At 71.3% G+C, this 16269-nt stretch carries 15 protein-coding genes, 1 pseudogene and 1 riboswitch; of the genes and pseudogenes, 12 read left to right on the plus strand and 4 right to left on the minus strand.

The genetic code is table 11. The features are described from left to right. Nucleotides 1-30: 30 nt before the first annotated feature. From ABZV42_RS31110 to ABZV42_RS31120, 3 genes and pseudogenes are all read right to left on the minus strand, one after another. Nucleotides 31-960, minus strand: coding sequence for an LLM class F420-dependent oxidoreductase (locus ABZV42_RS31110; RefSeq protein WP_355978084.1), 930 nt, complete (start codon nt 958-960; stop codon nt 31-33). 92 nt (nt 961-1052) lie between these two features. Then, nucleotides 1053-1727 carry a DUF5995 family protein gene (locus tag ABZV42_RS31115; RefSeq protein WP_355978081.1) on the minus strand — a complete coding sequence of 225 codons (675 nt, stop codon included), beginning with the start codon at nt 1725-1727 and terminating at the stop codon, nt 1053-1055. Nucleotides 1728-1858: 131 nt separating this feature from the next. After that, nucleotides 1859-3304: pseudogene (locus ABZV42_RS31120) on the minus strand (solute carrier family 23 protein). Between the two features lie 121 nt (nt 3305-3425). Between ABZV42_RS31120 and ABZV42_RS31125 the strand changes: the two are divergent. Then, nucleotides 3426-4730, plus strand: a complete 1305-nt coding sequence (locus tag ABZV42_RS31125; RefSeq protein WP_355978078.1) for an alginate lyase family protein — start codon at nt 3426-3428, stop codon at nt 4728-4730. A gap of 140 nt (nt 4731-4870) precedes the next feature. Further along, nucleotides 4871-5329: a thioesterase family protein gene (locus ABZV42_RS31130; protein ID WP_356054686.1), complete on the plus strand. Its 459-nt coding sequence runs from the start codon at nt 4871-4873 to the stop codon at nt 5327-5329. Here ABZV42_RS31130 and ABZV42_RS31135 read toward each other — a convergent pair. Continuing rightward, nucleotides 5289-6500 carry an MFS transporter gene (locus ABZV42_RS31135; protein WP_356054688.1) on the minus strand — a complete coding sequence of 404 codons (1212 nt, stop codon included), beginning with the start codon at nt 6498-6500 and terminating at the stop codon, nt 5289-5291. The genes ABZV42_RS31130 and ABZV42_RS31135 overlap by 41 nt on opposite strands. A gap of 131 nt (nt 6501-6631) precedes the next feature. Between ABZV42_RS31135 and ABZV42_RS31140 the strand changes: the two genes are divergently transcribed. From ABZV42_RS31140 to ABZV42_RS31185, 10 genes are all read left to right on the plus strand, one after another. Beyond that, entirely contained in the window at nt 6632-7864 is a 1233-nt protein-coding gene (locus tag ABZV42_RS31140; protein ID WP_355978070.1) for an ROK family transcriptional regulator, read from the plus strand. 554 nt (nt 7865-8418) lie between these two features. After that, nucleotides 8419-8549: riboswitch (FMN riboswitch) on the plus strand. A 154-nt stretch (nt 8550-8703) separates the two neighbouring features. Then, nucleotides 8704-9339, plus strand: a complete 636-nt coding sequence (locus ABZV42_RS31145; protein WP_355978067.1) for a riboflavin synthase — start codon at nt 8704-8706, stop codon at nt 9337-9339. Next, the gene (locus tag ABZV42_RS31150; RefSeq protein ID WP_355978064.1) at nt 9336-9971 is read left to right on the plus strand and encodes a nicotinamide mononucleotide transporter family protein; all 636 of its coding nucleotides are present in this window, start codon (nt 9336-9338) and stop codon (nt 9969-9971) included. Before ABZV42_RS31145 ends, ABZV42_RS31150 begins: the two co-directional genes overlap by 4 nt. Further along, a complete protein-coding gene (locus tag ABZV42_RS31155; protein WP_355978061.1) occupies nt 9968-11305 on the plus strand; it encodes a bifunctional 3,4-dihydroxy-2-butanone-4-phosphate synthase/GTP cyclohydrolase II in 1338 nt (445 codons plus the stop codon). Before ABZV42_RS31150 ends, ABZV42_RS31155 begins: the two co-directional genes overlap by 4 nt. A gap of 112 nt (nt 11306-11417) precedes the next feature. Continuing rightward, entirely contained in the window at nt 11418-11903 is a 486-nt protein-coding gene (ribH, locus tag ABZV42_RS31160) for a 6,7-dimethyl-8-ribityllumazine synthase (RefSeq protein ID WP_355978058.1), read from the plus strand. Between the two features lie 34 nt (nt 11904-11937). Next, nucleotides 11938-12210, plus strand: coding sequence for a phosphoribosyl-ATP diphosphatase (locus ABZV42_RS31165; RefSeq protein WP_030038616.1), 273 nt, complete (start codon nt 11938-11940; stop codon nt 12208-12210). An 80-nt stretch (nt 12211-12290) separates the two neighbouring features. Next, nucleotides 12291-13148 (plus strand): ATP phosphoribosyltransferase, encoded by an 858-nt coding sequence (gene hisG / locus ABZV42_RS31170; protein ID WP_355978055.1) that lies wholly within the window; start codon nt 12291-12293, stop codon nt 13146-13148. 14 nt (nt 13149-13162) lie between these two features. Continuing rightward, nucleotides 13163-13630: a PH domain-containing protein gene (locus ABZV42_RS31175; RefSeq protein WP_355978052.1), complete on the plus strand. Its 468-nt coding sequence runs from the start codon at nt 13163-13165 to the stop codon at nt 13628-13630. 198 nt (nt 13631-13828) lie between these two features. Then, nucleotides 13829-15160, plus strand: a complete 1332-nt coding sequence (locus ABZV42_RS31180; RefSeq protein ID WP_356054690.1) for a hemolysin family protein — start codon at nt 13829-13831, stop codon at nt 15158-15160. Further along, entirely contained in the window at nt 15157-16245 is a 1089-nt protein-coding gene (locus ABZV42_RS31185) for a hemolysin family protein (protein ID WP_355978047.1), read from the plus strand. Before ABZV42_RS31180 ends, ABZV42_RS31185 begins: the two co-directional genes overlap by 4 nt. Nucleotides 16246-16269 lie beyond the last annotated feature (24 nt).

Genomic DNA, 16269 nt, shown 5'->3' on the forward strand with positions numbered 1-16269 from the left:
TCCCTCCTCACGGGGCGTGCGGCGGGCGGGTCAGACCCCGGCCGCCCGCGCCGCCTCGTACAGCTCGGCGGCCACGTCCTTCAGTTCCGCGGCGTCCCGCGCCTGGCTCTGGAGGTCGAGGAAGATCTCGTCGAGACCGACCTCGGTGTGGGCGACCAGATCCTCGACGATCTGTTCGACGGACCCCTGGAAGGGCTGGCGGTCGTCGCCCACGTACGGCTTGGGCGTGTGGCGCAGATTGGTGCGCAGCACGGTCCGCAGCGGCCGGGTGCGCCCGCGCTCGGCGGCCAGGTCCTGCAACTGGCGCCACTGCGCGGTCAGCCGCTCGACGCCCATGCCGATCGGCATCCAGCCGTCCGCGTGGTCCACGAGCCTGCGCCGCGCCTTTCCCGTGTTGGCGGCGAGCAGGATCGGGATCGGCCGGGCCGGCTTCGGGCCGACCACGGCCGAGGCGATCCTGGTGAGGGTGCCGTCGTGAACCACCGGGTCGGGACCCCATACGGCGCGGCACACCTCGATCACCTCGTCGAGTGCCGCGCCGCGCTCCTCGAAGGGCCGCGCCGAGGACGCCGCGTACTCGTCGAGCGACCAGCCCGTGCCGAGGCCCGCCACGACCCGGCCGCCGGCGGCCGCGTCGAGCGAGGCGAGGGTCTTGGCGAGCTGGAAGGGCGTGTGCAGCGGCGCGACCAGGACGCTGGTGCCGAGTTCGGCGCGCTCGGTGGCCGCCGCCGCGAGGGTCAGGGTCACCAGAGGGTCGGCGACAGCGCGGTAGGAGTCCGGCCAGGCAAGTCCCTCGACGCCGTACAGCCCTTGGGTCGGGGGGTCCGGGAACAGGGCGCGCTCGAAGACCCACAGGCTGTCGTACCCGATCGCCTCCGCGGCGCGCGCCACGTCGGGCACGTCCCGTCCGAGGTCGTACTGCTTCATCTGCGGGAGGGCGAGGCCGAGTCGCGTCGTCATACAGGTGTACTCCTTCGCATCGGGGTGTGGCGAGGTGTCAACGTACAGTGAGCGTCCGGTTGTTCCGGCGAGGCCCGTGTCGAGTGGCCGGATCAGGCCGGCAGGGGAGTGAGCAGCATCCGGCCGGCCAGGCCCACCGCCGCGTCGAGGCGGTCGCCGAACTCCTCGGCCAGGTCGGGGAGTCCGCGCAGTGCCCACAGGGCCCGCGCCGCGGCCCAGGTCGCCTCGCGGGCCCGCTCCAGACTCCAGGAGCCGAGCAGATGGGTCAGCGGATCGGCGATCTGGAGCAGGTCGGGTCCCGGCATCAGCTCCTCGCGGATGCGTTCCTCCAGGGAGACGAGGAGATCGCCCACCCGGTCGAACTCGTCCTCCAGGTCGGCCGGTTCGCAGGCGAGCGTACGACAGCTGTCCACCACGGCGAGCGCGAGATCGTGCCCGATGTGGGCGTTGATGCCCGCGAGCGCGAACTGGAGGGGCCGTACGCCCGGATGGCGGCGGAAGCGCAGCAGCGGCCGCCAGCAAGCGGGCGCCCTGCCTTCCTCGGCCACGGCCAGATAGCGTTCCGCGAACCGCACGTCCAGCGTCGTCGCGGCCCGGCGGTCGGGGAAGGCCCCGGCGTCCAGATGCCGGTCGAACTCCTCGGTGACGGTGAGGTAGACGCGGTTGAAGACCGCGAGACCGTCGCGCTCGGGAAGCCTCGCGTCCAGGGCGCGCATACGGGCGACGACCGTGTCGACGGGAGTGGTGAACTGTGCCGGCTGCGCCATGACGGCAGCGTCCCAGTCCTGGGCCGACCGGTGTGCCGCCGGGCCGTGGGCTTCCCCAGAACGGGGGAACGCGGCCGCGGGTGACCCGTTCGTTCCGCCCTCGGCCCGCCGTCCCCCGCGGCGGAGCACGTCTATGAGCCGGCGGGCCGGTCCCCGGTTCCGTCGTACGCCGATGTCCCCGAGTCGAGCAGCGGTTCCGTGCGGAGGTGGGGCGGGGCCATCGCCCGCAGCGCGTGGTAGCCGGTGATGACGACGATGGTGCCGAGCGCGATGCCGTTCAGCGAGAAGTTGTCGGTGAACTTCAGGGTGACACCGCCGATGCCGATGACGATGCCCGCGGCGGCGGGCACCAGGTTCAGCGGATTGCGCAGGTCCACCCGGGCGTTGAGCCAGATCTGGGCGCCGAGCAGACCGATCATCCCGTAGAGGATGACGGTGATGCCGCCGAGGACACCGCCCGGGATCGCGGCGACCACCGCGCCGAACTTGGGGCACAGCCCGAAGAGCAGGGCGAAGCCGGCGGCGGCCCAGTAGGCGGCGGTGGAGTAGACCCGGGTCGCGGCCATCACGCCGATGTTCTCGGAGTACGTGGTGTTGGGCGGGCCGCCGACCGCGGTGGAGAGCATGGAGGCGGCGCCGTCCGCGGAGATCGCGGTGCCCAGCTTGTCGTCCAGCGGGTCGCCGGTCATCTCGCCGACGGCCTTGACGTGCCCCGCGTTCTCGGCGACCAGCGCGATGACGACGGGCAGCGCGACGAGGATCGCGGACCACTGGAACGTCGGCCCGTGGAAGGACGGCAGCCCGATCCAGTCGGCCTTCTCGACCCCGGAGAGGTTCAGACGCCAGTGGTCGGTCACCTTGCCGCTCGCGTCCGCCGAGTGGATCCGGCCGAAGATCCGGTCGAAGGCCCAGGAGATGGCGTAGCCGAAGACCAGCCCGAGGAAGATCGCGATGCGCGACCAGAATCCGCGCAGGCACACCACGGCCGCGCCGGTCACCAGCATGGTGAGCAGGGCCGTCCACTGGTCCTGCGGCCAGTACGTGGACGCCGTCACCGGCGCCAGGTTGAAGCCGATCAGCATGACGACCGCGCCGGTCACGATCGGCGGCATCGCCGCGTGGATGATCCTCGCCCCGAACCGCTGGACGGCCAGACCCACCAGGAACAGGGCGACGCCGACCACGAAGCAGGCGCCGGTCACCGTGGCGCCGGTGCCGCCCTGAGCGCGGATCACGGCGGCGACGCCCACGAAGGAGAGCGAACAGCCCAGATAGCTGGGCACCCGGCCACGGGTGGAGAGCAGGAAGATGACCGTCGCGACACCGGACATCATGATCGCGAGGTTGGGGTCGAGTCCCATCAGGACGGGGGCCACGAAGACAGCGCCACGGGGTGATGATGACGGCTAGTGATGCACGCCCGGAGCAACGAAGGACGCCCCGAACATGGCCACGACGTGCTGGGCGCCCAGCCCGAAGGTCCGGGGCCAGGAGAGGCGTTCATCGGGGCGGACGACCGCTCCCGGGGCGGGGGTCCGCCCGTCGCCGTGCAGTTTCCAGCGCACGCCTAGGTCCATGATGAGGGATCACCTTCTCTGTACGTGAATGTGTCCGGACCATTGTCACGTCCAACCAGGCGCTCTACGCTCGCACGGTCCTTCTCATGAACGTCGTTCATATTTATGATCGGAGTGTTCGGTGAGTGCACGCTCCAGACTGGGCCTGGTGGTCGCGACGGCCATCGTCACGCTCGCATCGCTCGTCGCCCCTTCGGCCTCCGCCCGTACGGAGCCCGCGGCTGCCCCCTCCGTGTCCGGCCGGGTCGCGCCCGGATCACCGAGGACCGTGGTCCTCGACGGCGGCCGGCTCCGGCGCACCCGCGCCCGTCTGGAGCACGGCGACCGCCGACTCGCGCGCACACTGCGGCAGTTGACGGCACGTGCCGACAACTGGCTGGACCAGGGCCCCTGGACGGTCGTCGACAAGCCGAAACCCGCCCCCGGCGGCGACGTTCACGACTACCTCAGCCAGGCTCCCTACTGGTGGCCCTCCCGGCCCGCCACGGCCGACAACCCCTGGGGATGCCCCTACGTCCAGCGTGACGGGCAGCGCAATCCCGAGGTGGACACGGGCACCGACCGCCAGGACGTGGAGAAGGTGTTCGACTCGACCTACGACCTCGCTCTCGCCTGGTACTACACCGGGCGGAAGCGGTACGCCGTCAAGGCCGCCCAGGTCCTGCGCACCTGGTTCCTGGACCCGGCCACACGGATGAACCCGAACCTGGACCACGGCCAGTTCATCCCCTGCAAGTACGACGGCCGGGCCATCGGCGTCATCGACTTCTCGCAGTCGTACACGAGCGTGCTCGACGCGATCGCCCTCCTGGACACCGGAGCCCCCGGCTGGTCCCGGCACGACCGGGCCGCGATGCTCGCCTGGAACACCGGCTACCGCGACTGGCTGACGGACAGTGCCTTCGGCAAGGAGGAGGGCGCCGCGCGGAACAATCACGGCACCTTCTACGACATGCAGCTCGCCGCCCTCGCCTACGCGACCGGCGACGAGGACCTCGCCCGGCGGACCGTGCTCGCCTCCCGCGCCGCGCGCGTCGACCCGCAGATCGCCGCCGACGGCAGCCAGCCGCAGGAGCTCGCCCGCACCCGCAGCTGGCACTACTCGGCCTTCGACCTGGTCGCGTACACCCGGCTCGCGGACATCGGCGAGAAGGTCGGCGTGGACCTGTGGTCGTACCGGGGGCCGGACGGGCAGAGCCTGTTCAAGGCCGTCGGCTATCTGCTGCCGGCGGCGACCGGTGCCGAGCCGTGGGGGCATCCCGAGCTGGAGTTCCACCGCTTCGCGGCGAGCGATGTCGTGCACGCCGCGGCCGACGCAGGAGACCGGGCCGCACGGGCCGCCGTGCCCGGACTCGAAGCGCCGCCCGGCGGTGACCTGTGGGAACTGCGGCCGGCCGCGGAGCAGCTCGACTCGATCGCGGGCTGACCCCGGGCGGGCAGGCTCCCGGACGTCCGTGAGGAGCCTGCCCCGGCGGGGTGATTCCTGAGCGTTTGCTTAGTATGGGGGTGTCGATTCAGCCAGGCCCGCCCGACCGCGCGCCGCAGCACGTCCCAGGAGCCCCGCCCGTGACCGCCGAAGCCCCCGTCGCCCCCGCCCTTCCCTACGGCCGGCTCCTGCCCGTCACCGTCCACTTCGACGACCTCGACGCGCTCGGCCTGCTGCACAACGCCCGCTACCCGGTCATGGTCGAGCGCGCCTGGACCGCGCTGTGGAACGAGCGCGGCTTCGGCTTCGAGGGGGACTGGGAGGCGGCGGGCGACTCCTGCAACGCCGTCAAGGAACTGCGGATCACCTATGACGCCCCGGTCAGCCGCCCCGGCGCGTACGCCGTCCACCTCTGGCTGGAACGACTCGGCAACACCGGACTCACGTACGGCTTCCGCTTCTGCTCCCTCGACGGCGCGGTCACCTACGCGCACGGCACCCGGGTGCTCGTCCGGCTCGACGCCGGGACGCTGCGCCCGACGCCGTGGAGCGACCGGTTCAGGGCCGTGGGCCGGGAACTGCTGCGCTCGGGGGACTGACCTTCGGGCGGTCCCGATCCCCGGCGCGCAGCACGCCCGCGAGCGCGGTGAGCCCGAACGCCAGGATCGTGACCAGTACGAACGACACCATCAGGTTCGTCGCCTGCGCCACCGACCCGATCAGGCTCGGCGCGATGAGCCCCGAGGTGTATGTGATGGTCGCGACGCCCGCGATCGCCTGGCTGGGGTTGGGGCCGCTGCGCCCGGCCGCCGCGAAGCAGAGCGGGACGACCACCGCGATGCCGAGACCGAGCAGCGCGAAGCCGCCCATGGCCACCGCCGGATGCTCGGAGAGGACGATCAGCAGCCCGCCGAACGCGGCCAGGACACCGCCGGCCCGCACGGTACGTACCGCGCCGAAACGGTTCACCACCGTGTCGCCGACCAGCCGGGCCACCGCCATGGTGAGCATGAAGCCGGTGGTCGAGGCCGCGGCGAGAGCGGCCGAGCTGTCCAGCCGGTCGCGCAGATAGACCGCCGACCAGTCGAGGCTCGCGCCCTCCGCGAAGACCGCGCAGAAGCCGACCGCGCCGATGAGCAGGGCCGACCGGGGCGGCAGCGCGAACCTCGGCGGCGGCTCCTCGCCCTCGGTGGGCTGAAGATCGAGCACCCAGCGGCAGGCGGTGAGACCGAGGAGGGTGAGGGTCGCCGCGGCCAGGGCGTGGTGCAGGCGTGCGTCGGCTCCCAGATGCGCGGCGAGCGTGCCGGCCGCCGCGCCGATCAGCGCGCCGGCGCTCCACATGCCGTGCAGCCCCGACATGATCGATTTGTCGAGGCGGTTCTCGACCTCGACACCCAGCGCGTTCATGGCGACGTCCGCCATCCCCGCCGTGGCGCCGTACACGAACATCGCGAGGCACAGGGTCGCCAGGTTCGGTGCCAGGGACGGCAGGATCAGGGCCAGGGTCCACAGGGCGATGAGTCCGCGCAGCGCCGTGCGGCTGCCGAAGCGGTGGGTGATCCGGCCGGCCAGCGGCATCGAGCAGGAGGCGCCGAGCGCGGTGAAGGCGAGCGCGAAACCGAGCTGCCCCGCGCTGACCGACGCATGGTCCTGGATCCACGGCACGCGGGTCGCGAAGGACCCGGTGACGGCTCCGTGCACGGCGAACACGGCCGCCACGGCGTACCGGGCACGCCTGACCTCGCGCTGGTCGTAGACGACTTCACTCATGCTCGGGCCCCTCCCCGGGTGATGGTTCCACGTTGTGCCGCCGTAAACTATCAGGAACCCTGCCTGATAAATAGACGCCCGCTCGCCGCCCGGTCGCCCGGTGACCCGGCCGATCTGGGAGGATTCCCGCCATGCCCGCATCCCCGAGCACCGCACGGGCCATCAACGACCGGCTCGCCCTGCGGCTGTTGCAGCAGGAAGGCCCTTTGACGGCAGCGCGGCTGAAGCAGCTCACCGGACTGTCCCGGCCGACCGTCGCCGATCTCGTCGAACGCCTCACGGCCTCCGGTCTCGTCACCGTCGTCGGGGAGTCGGGGGAGCAGCGGCGCGGCCCGAACGCCCGGGTCTACGGGATCGTCGCGGACCGCGCCCATCTGGCCGCGCTGGACGTCCGCACGGAGGGAGTCTCCGTCGTCGTGTCCGACCTGGTCGGACACGTCCTGGCCGAGGCGTCCGCGCCCATCGGCGAGGGCACCGGGACCGGACCGGCGGTGGAGCAGGCGGTCGCGCTGGTCGAGCGGGCGGCGAAGGAGGCGGGTGCCCTCGGGACGGAGCCCCCGCGCCAGTTCGTCCGGGGGTGGGGCAGGCTGCACACCGTCGGCATCGGGGCGCCCGGTCTGATCGACCCGGCCAGTGGCGAACTCCGCAACTCCACCGGACTGCCCGAATGGCACCGGCGGCTGGTCGCGGCCCTCCAGGAAAGGCTTCCCGAGGCCCGCGTCCTCGTCGAGAACGAGACCAACCTCGCGGCCGTGGCCGAACAGCGCGAGGGCGCCGCCCGCGACCGCGACACGTTCGTCCTGCTGTGGCTCGGCCACGGCACCGGCGCCGCCGTCGTCCTCGACGGCGCCCTGCGCCGCGGCGCCTCCGGAGGGACGGGGGAGATCGGCTTCCTGCCGGTGCCGGGCACCACGAGCCTGCCCTCGGCGACCGACTGCGGGGGTGGCTTCCACTCGCTGGTCGGGTCCGCCGCGATCGCGGACCTGGCGGCGGAGCACGGTGTCTCGGCGCGCCCCGAGGCCCACGAACCGCATGCCGCGGCACTCGTGCGGCAGGCGGTGGCGAGCGCCGGCTCCCCGGAGGCCGACGGCTTCCTCGGTGCTCTCGCCGACCGTCTGGCCATCGGCGCGGCCTCCGTCAGTGCCGTGCTCGACCCCGGCTGTGTCGTCCTCGGCGGCGAGGTCGGCCGGGCGGGCGGGCGGGCGCTGGCCGCGCGGGTCGAACGGCGGCTCGCCCGCATGTCGCCGCTCCCGACCGAGGTGCGCGCGAGCACGCTGGGCGGGGGCGCGGTGCTGCGCGGCGCCCTGCTGACCGCGCGCGACGGCGCGCAGGACGAGCTGTTCGCTCCGCCGTCGGGGCGGTAGGACCCCGGGTCCGCCGGGGCTGTTCAGGCCGTGGCGCGAGGTCGGCGCAGGGGGTGCGTCTGGAACTCCTCGGCTGGGCCGGTCGTCACGGCTCCGGCGTCGCGGAGGTCGTCGGCCTGCGGGTTTGTTCGGACGGGTCCGGGGGGCCGGGGGTCTGCCCGCGTAGGTCCATGGGTCCGCGGGTCTGCCTGCATGGGTCCACCGGTCTACGTGTCCACGGGTCCGCGCACGGGGGCGCCGGCGTCCGTCGGGCCGGTTGGAGACCCGGCGGCGGGGCAAGGGCCTTCGTCACCGCCGCCGGGTCGATCGTGGGGGGACCGGCAATGAATGATCACGCAGTCTTGATCGAGGACACTAAGAGGACTAGACCAGAGCGTCAATAGGTATGGACCAGTTGCGGAAACCCGTGTCATGGCGCAAGGCCGCCCGGAGTCAGGGAGGTTGACCGGGAATCCGCTCCGCGAAAGTCCATGCCGGCCGGCTGTGAGCCACCCCACAGGGGTGCGGTCGTATGGCCGTCGGCCGGGCGTGGCACACTGGCCATGTACCAGAAGCAGCGCACTCCGGGGTCGGTGTAATTCCGAACCGGCGGTTATAGTCCGCGACCCGGTCGCTTCCAGCGGCCGGTTGACCAGGTGAAATTCCTGGACCGACGGTTAAAGTCCGGATGGGAGGCAGTGCGCGGCGGGCGGGCATTTCGTGCGCGCTGCCGTTTGTTGCTGCTCGTCCTACGGGACGGGTGTCCTTTCGGCGTCGCTCCCGGTGTGCCGCTGTCCGCTCATTCTGTCGTCATCGACAGCCCCGGAGTCCGTGCCCCATGAGGCAGGAGGACCCGGGAAGTGTTCACCGGAATCGTCGAAGAGCTGGGTGAGGTCACCGCCGTCGAGATTCTCGACGACGCCTCACGTTTTCGGCTGCGTGGCCCCGTCGTCACGCAGGGCGCGCAGCACGGCGACTCCATCGCCGTCAACGGGGTCTGTCTCACCGTGGTCGAGCACGAGGGTGACGAGTTCACCGCCGACGTCATGGCCGAGACCCTTGACCGCTCCAGCCTCGGGGCCCTCACCGTCGGCTCCCGTGTCAACCTGGAACGGCCGATGGCCGTGGGCGAGCGCCTCGGCGGCCACATCGTGCAGGGACACGTCGACGGCACCGGCGCGGTCATCGAGCGCAAGCCGTCCGAGAACTGGGAGATCGTCAAGATCTCGCTGCCCGCCGACCTTTCGCGCTATGTGGTCGAGAAGGGCTCCATCACGGTCGACGGCATCAGCCTGACCGTGGTCGACGCCGGCCCCGACTTCTTCACCGTCAGCCTCATCCCCACCACCCTCGACCTGACCACCCTGGGCCACAAGCAGCCCGGCGACCCGGTCAACCTCGAGGTCGACGTGATCGCCAAGTACGTCGAGCGACTGCTGGGCGCGCGCGGTGGACAGCCCTTCGGTCTGCCCGGCGTCCAGGGGGCCGGCCAGTGAACTGGCTCAACTCCGAGGCCTTCGTGCTTCTCGACCAGCACATCATGTGGTCGGACATGATCGGCAACGTGATCGGTCTGGTCGCCCTCGCGCTCGGCTGGCGTCGCTCCGTGTGGAGCTGGCCCGTCCAGCTCCTGTCCGGCCTGATCCTCTTCGCCGCCTTCTTCGGACACCTCACCGGCAGCGCCGGCAAGCAGGTCGTCGTCATCGTCGTGGCCCTGTGGGGCTGGTGGCAGTGGAACCGCGGCGAGGGCAAGGACGGGCGGGTCTCGGTACGCTTCGCCACCTGGCGCGAGCGCGCGTACATGGCGGGCGCCGCGGTGGTGGGCACCCTCGCGGTCAGCGGTCTGTTCCACGCGTACCCGACGCTGTCCTGGGACCCCTGGCCCGACGCCTACATCTTCGTCGGAACGATCGTCGCCATGTACGCGCAGGCCCGCGGCATGGTCGAGTTCTGGTTCGCCTGGCTGCTGGTCGACGTGGTGGGCGTCCCGCTCAACTTCGCCAACGGCTACGCCTTCTCCGGTTTCGTATACGTCCTGTACGGCGCGCTCGTCCTGTGGGGCATGCGCGACTGGTGGCTGCGCTCCCGTGAGGCCGGGCAGCCCGTCATGGAAGGAGCCCCGGCATGACAACGGCGCCGGTTTGGTACAGCACCGGGCACGATCAGGATGCCTCGGACTTCGCGCTCGACTCCGTCGAACAGGCCATCGCCGACATCGCGGCCGGCCGCCCCATCGTGGTCGTCGACGACGAGGACCGGGAGAACGAGGGAGACCTCGTCGTCGCCGCCGAGATGGCGACCCCCGAGATCGTCGCCTTCATGATGAGCGAATGCCGGGGACTGATCTGCGCGCCCATGGAGGGCGACGAACTCGACCGGCTGCGCCTGCCGCAGATGGTCGACGACAACACCGAGTCGATGAAGACCGCGTTCACGGTGTCGGTGGACGCGTCCGCCGCCCACGGGGTGACCACCGGCATCTCGGCGGCCGACCGCGCCGCCACCCTGCGGCTCCTCGCGGACGGCGTCTCGGAGGCGGACGACTTCGTGCGCCCCGGCCACATCTTCCCGCTGCGCGCGCGGCCCGGAGGTGTGCTGGCCCGCAACGGTCACACCGAGGCCGCCGTCGACCTGGCCCGGCTGGCGGGACTGCGCCCGGCCGGAGCGATCGTCGAGATCGCCGGCGAGGACGGCCGGATGCTCCGGCTGCCCGAACTGATTCCCTTCGCCCGCAAGCACGGCCTCACGATCATCTCCATCGAGGACCTGATCGCCTACCGCCGCTCCGCCGAACGCGCCCTGGCGCCCGAGACCGGCGCGGCCCCCGCCGCACCCACCGTCCGGCGCGAGGCCGAGGTCCATCTCCCCACTGCCTTCGGTGAGTTCACCGCGTACGGCTACCGCTCCACCGCCGACGGCGTCGAGCACGTCGCCCTCGTCCACGGGGAGATCGGCGACGGCGAGGACATCGTCGTCCGGGTCCACTCCGAGTGCCTCACCGGCGACGTCTTCCACTCGCACCGGTGCGACTGCGGACCCCAGCTCCGGGCGTCCATGGAGCGCATCCAGGCCGAGGGCCGCGGCATCGTGGTCTATCTGCGCGGCCACGAGGGACGCGGCATCGGCCTGCTCTCCAAGCTCCGCGCGTACGAACTCCAGGAGCGCGGCCGGGACACCCTCGACGCCAACCTGGAGCTGGGCCTGCCCGCCGACGCCCGGGACTACGGCGCGAGCGCGCGGATCCTTCAGGACCTCGGCGTCCGCAGCCTGCGTCTGATGACCAACAACCCCGACAAGACCGACGCGCTCGTCCGGTACGGCCTGCGGGTCACCGGGCGGGAGCCGATGCCCGTCCAGGCGGGCGAGCACAATCTCGGTTACCTGCTCACCAAGCGGGACCGGATGGGACACGATCTGCCCTGGCTCGACGCGACCACCGTGTCGGCCTGCGGGAGCCAGTGACACCGCACGACCCGTATCACCGGCACGACCCGTTTCACCGGGACGACCCACGCATCACCGGTACGGCACAGTACGAATCGGCAAGACAGCACAGCGGGACTGAAGGAGAGACGTGAGCGGCAAGGGTGCACCTGAACTGTCCGTACGCAACTGCGGCGACCTGCGGGTCGCGGTCATCGCGGCACAGTGGCACGACAAGGTGATGGACGGTCTCGTCGACGGCGCGCTGCGCGCCCTGCGCGAGCTGGGAATCGACGAGCCGACCCTGTTGCGGGTCCCCGGCTGCTTCGAACTGCCGGTCGCCGCCAAGGTCCTGGCGGGCCGAGGCTACGACGCGATCGTCGCGCTCGGCGTCGTCATCCGCGGCGGAACCCCCCACTTCGAGTATGTGTGCCAGGGCGTCACCCAGGGCCTCACCCAGGTCTCCATCGACACGGGCGTCCCCGTCGGTTTCGGCGTGCTGACCTGTGACACCGAGGAGCAGGCCCTGGACCGCGCGGGCATCGAGGGCTCCAACGAGGACAAGGGCCACGAGGCGGTGACGGCCGCCGTGGCGACCGCGGCCACCCTCCGCTCAGTATCCGAACCCTGGCACTGACGTAGGGCACCGACCGCGTAGGGTGAGGACCACCATGTCCAATAAGACGTTCGAGGAGCTCTTCACCGAGCTCCAGCACAAGGCCGCCACGGGCGATCCCGCCACTTCGCGCACCGCCGAGCTGGTGGGCAAGGGTGTCCATGCCATCGGCAAGAAGGTCGTCGAAGAGGCCGCGGAGGTCTGGATGGCCGCCGAGTACGAGGGCAAGGACGCCGCCGCCGAGGAGATCTCCCAGCTGCTCTACCACGTCCAGGTGATGATGGTCGCGCGCGGGATCTCCCTCGACGACGTGTACGCGCATCTGTAGGGGCCGCTCCCCGCGGTGCCCCACCGAGCACGTCCGCCCCACCCCACCCTGAACACCATCGAGCAAAGGAAGCCGACCCCATGCTGCGCATCGCCGTCCCCAACAAGGGTTCCCTCTCAGGACCTGCGGCGGACATGCTGCATGAGGCCGGCTACCAGCAGCGCCGGGAGTCCAAGGAACTGCGGATCGTCGACCCGAACAACGAGGTCGAGTTCTTCTACCTCCGCCCCCGCGACATCGCGATCTACGTCTCCTCCGGCCGCCTCGACATCGGCATCACCGGCCGCGACCTGCTGGTCGACTCCGGGGCCAACGCGGAGGAGATCCTCCCGCTCGGCTTCGCCCGCTCCACCTTCCGCTTCGCCTCCAAGCCGGGCACCGCGAACGGCATCCAGGACCTGAACGGCACGACGATCGCCACCTCGTACGAGGGCATCGTCGCCAAGCACCTCGCCGACCACGGCATCGACGCCTCGGTCGTGCACCTCGACGGCGCCGTCGAGACCGCCATCGAACTCGGTGTCGCCGAGGTCATCGCGGACGTCGTCGAGACGGGCACCTCGCTGCGCAACGCCGGCCTGGAGATCTTCGGCGACCCGATCATGAAGTCCGAGGCCGTCGTCATCCGCCGCGTCGGAGCCGGCCCCACCGAGGACGCCGAGCCCAAGGTGCAGCAGTTCCTGCGCCGCCTCCAGGGCGTGCTGGTCGCGCGGACCTACGTGATGATGGACTACGACTGCCGCGCCGAGCACCTGGAGAAGGCCGTCGCGCTCACTCCCGGACTGGAGTCGCCGACCATCTCGCCGCTGCACAACGAGGGCTGGGTCGCCGTCCGCGCCATGGTCCCCTCCAAGGAGGCCCAGCGGATCATGGACGATCTGTACGAGCTGGGCGCCCGGGCCATCCTGACCACGGCCATCCACGCCTGCCGGCTCTGACAGGAACCACGGACATGTCGGACATTCCCACCCTTCCCATAACCTTCCGCCCATCCCGTACCCGGGCCGTGCTGCTCACCGCGGGCGCGTCGATCCTTGTGGTCATCACCACGGTCGCCATGCTTCTGGAGCAACTCGGCCCGGGGGAGAAGCTCAGCTTCATCTTCACCGCCGCGCTCCTCTTCGGAGTGCTCCTGCTGCTCTCCCGGCCCAAGATCGTCGCCGACGAGAGCGGTGTCACCGTCGTCAACATCGCGAGCCGCCGGCACCTGGACTGGGCCGAGATCCTCCAGGTCAACCTGCGTCCCGGCGACCCCTGGGTCTTCCTCGACCTCAGCGACGGCACCAGCCTCCCGGCGCTCGGCATCCAGCCGGGCATCGCCAAGCAGCGCGCGATCGAGGACGCCCGCGCCCTGCGCGCCCTGGCTTCGGCCCGCGGCATCCGCGAGCCCGACGGGCACCGGGACGAACATCAAAGCTGACTCTCGGCCTTCCACCCTGCCCTGAGGGCCCATGTCTTGATTAATCTGTCGGCGGAGGCGTTTTTCATCACGCCTCCGCCTCCGATGTGCTCCCGCCCTCAGAGGCCCCCTGCTACCCGAGGAGTGATTCCCTCCAGCGATGGACGGATCGTCCTGTAGTACCTGCGCCGCCCCCTTCCGACATATCGAGGCGGCGGCATGACCATCCCCCTGTTGCTCCTTGGCGCGGCGTTCCTGCTGATCCTCGCCAACGGCTTCTTCGTGGCCGCCGAGTTCGGCCTCGTCACCGTGGAGCGCCCCGAGGCCGAGAAGGCCGCGGCCGAAGGTGACCACCGCGCCGGTACGGTCGTCGAGTCGCTCAAGGAGCTGTCGTTCCAGCTCTCGGGCACCCAGCTCGGCATCACCATCACCTCGCTCGTCGTCGGCATGCTCGCCGAACCGGCCCTCGCCCGGCTGCTGGACGGCCCGTTCAGGGCGCTCGGACTGCCCGGGGGCGCGGTGCCCGGCGTGGCCGTGGTGACCGGCATGCTGCTGGCCTCGGCCGTGCAGATGGTGGTCGGCGAACTCGTGCCCAAGAACTGGGCGGTGTCCAAGCCGCTCCAGGTGGCCCGCTTCGTCGCCGGCCCGCAGCACGTCTTCTCCCGTCTCTTCCGGCCGGTGATCGCCGCGCTGAACACCGTCGCCAACCGGCTCGTCCGCGCGCTGGGCGTCGAACCCGCCGAGGAGCTGGCCTCCGCCCGCACCCCCGGCGAACTCGTCTCGCTCGCTCGCCACTCGGCCCTCGCCGGTGCCCTGGAGCAGGACACCGCGGACCTCTTCGTCCGCACGATGTCCCTGGCCGACCTCACCGCGCAGCACGTCATGACGCCGCGCGTGAAGGTCAGCGCCCTCCAGTCGACGGCCACCGCCGAGGACGTGGTCAACCTCACCCGTGCCACCGGTCTGTCCCGCTTCCCCGTCTACCGGGAGCGGATCGACGAGATCGTCGGCATGGTGCACCTGAAGGACGCTCTCGCGATCCCCTCGCACGACCGGCTGCGCACACCCGTGGTCCGGATCGCGCAGGCCCCGCTGCTCGTCCCGGAGACCCTGCCCGTGCGGCCCCTCCTGGAGCGGCTGCGCAGCGAACAGCCGATCGCCGTCGTCGTCGACGAGTACGGCGGCACGGCCGGCGTGGTCACCCTCGAGGACATCGTCGAGGAACTCGTGGGCGAGGTCCACGACGAGCACGACGACGTCCAGGGCGAGCAGCCCGAGCTCGCGGCCGCTCCCCCCGAGGACGGCAGGCCCGCCTGGGACGCCGACGGCAGCTGCCGGGTGGACATCCTCCAGCGCATAGGCCTCGACGTGCCCGAGGGACCGTACGAGACCGTGGCGGGCCTCGTCGCGGACCTGCTCGGCCGGATCCCGGCCCCCGGCGACAAGGCCGACCTCCCGGGCTGGCGTCTCGTGGTGCGACAGGTCGGGCACTACCGTGCCGAACGCGTCCGCCTCGTGCGTACCGCGCTCGCCCCGGAGGCCGTCCGATGAGCATGCTCCAACTGCTTTTCGCGGGCCTGCTCGTGCTCGCCAACGGCTTCTTCGTCGGCGCCGAGTTCGCGCTCGTGTCCGTACGCCGCAGCCAGATCGAACCGCTGGGCACCGCCCGCTCCCGGCAGGTCCTCTACGGCCTGGAGCGGCTTCCGCAGATGATGGCGGCGGCCCAGTTCGGCATCACCATGTGCTCGCTGACGCTCGGCGCGGTCGCCGAGCCGACGGTGGCCCAGCTGCTGGAGCCGCTCTTCGAGGCGGTCCGGCTGCCGGACTCCGTGATCCACCCCCTCGGCTATGTGATCGCGCTCGCCTTCGTCGTCTTCTTCCACCTCGTCATCGGCGAGATGGTCCCGAAGAACCTGGCGATGGCCGCGCCCGAGAAGACGGCCCTGTGGCTCAGCCCCGGACTGGTCGCCTTCGCACGGGTGTGCCGCCCGGTCACGGTGGGCCTCGGCGCCTGCGCGGCACTGATCCTCAAGCTGTTCCGGGTCGAGCCCAAGGACGAGGTCGAAGCGGTCTTCACCAGCGAGCAGCTCAACCGGCTGGTCGAGGACTCGGGACAGGCCGGACTCCTGGACCCCGAGGAACAGGAACGCCTCGAGGACGCCCTGGAACTCGGCTCCCGCCCGGTCACCGACGTCCTCCTCGACAGCGCCTCGCTGATCACCGTGGACCCCTCGGTCACCCCGGGTCAGATCGTCGCCCTCACCGCGCGCACCGGATACTCCCGGTTCCCGGTGGTCGCGGAGAACGGCGCCTTCATGGGCTGCTACCTCCATGTGAAGGACGTCCTCGACCTGGAGGAGTCCGAGCGGGCGGTCCCGCAGCAGGTGTGGCGGCCGATGACCACCCTGCGGTCCGAACTCCCCCTTGACGACGCCCTCACCGTGATGCGTCGCGCCGCCACCCACCTCGCCCAGGTCGCCGACGCATCCGGCAAGGTCCTCGGCCTGGTGGCGCTCGAGGACGTACTGGAACTGCTCGTCGGCGAGGTACGGGACCCGGCGCACCGCGATGTCACGCCGGTACGGGTCGCCGAGCCGCGCCCCAGCCAGGCCCCCGAGGAGGCCCTGGCGAGCTGACCGCGAGCGTGGGCCCCGGTTCCC

It is taken from the genome of Streptomyces sp. NPDC005281 (genome assembly GCF_040607495.1).
In the GTDB taxonomy this organism is placed as follows: domain Bacteria; phylum Actinomycetota; class Actinomycetes; order Streptomycetales; family Streptomycetaceae; genus Streptomyces.

Coding starts and splice junctions, on each gene's coding strand:
- ABZV42_RS31110 (WP_355978084.1), bottom strand. CDS start 960: ATGACGACGCGACTCGGCCTCGCCCTCCCGCAGATGAAGCAGTACGAC.
- ABZV42_RS31115 (WP_355978081.1), bottom strand. CDS start 1,727: ATGGCGCAGCCGGCACAGTTCACCACTCCCGTCGACACGGTCGTCGCC.
- ABZV42_RS31135 (WP_356054688.1), bottom strand. CDS start 6,500: ATGAGTGAAGTCGTCTACGACCAGCGCGAGGTCAGGCGTGCCCGGTAC.
- ABZV42_RS31140 (WP_355978070.1), top strand. CDS start 6,632: ATGCCCGCATCCCCGAGCACCGCACGGGCCATCAACGACCGGCTCGCC.
- ABZV42_RS31155 (WP_355978061.1), top strand. CDS start 9,968: ATGACAACGGCGCCGGTTTGGTACAGCACCGGGCACGATCAGGATGCC.
- ABZV42_RS31165 (WP_030038616.1), top strand. CDS start 11,938: ATGTCCAATAAGACGTTCGAGGAGCTCTTCACCGAGCTCCAGCACAAG.
- hisG (WP_355978055.1), top strand. CDS start 12,291: ATGCTGCGCATCGCCGTCCCCAACAAGGGTTCCCTCTCAGGACCTGCG.
- ABZV42_RS31175 (WP_355978052.1), top strand. CDS start 13,163: ATGTCGGACATTCCCACCCTTCCCATAACCTTCCGCCCATCCCGTACC.
- ABZV42_RS31180 (WP_356054690.1), top strand. CDS start 13,829: ATGACCATCCCCCTGTTGCTCCTTGGCGCGGCGTTCCTGCTGATCCTC.
- ABZV42_RS31185 (WP_355978047.1), top strand. CDS start 15,157: ATGAGCATGCTCCAACTGCTTTTCGCGGGCCTGCTCGTGCTCGCCAAC.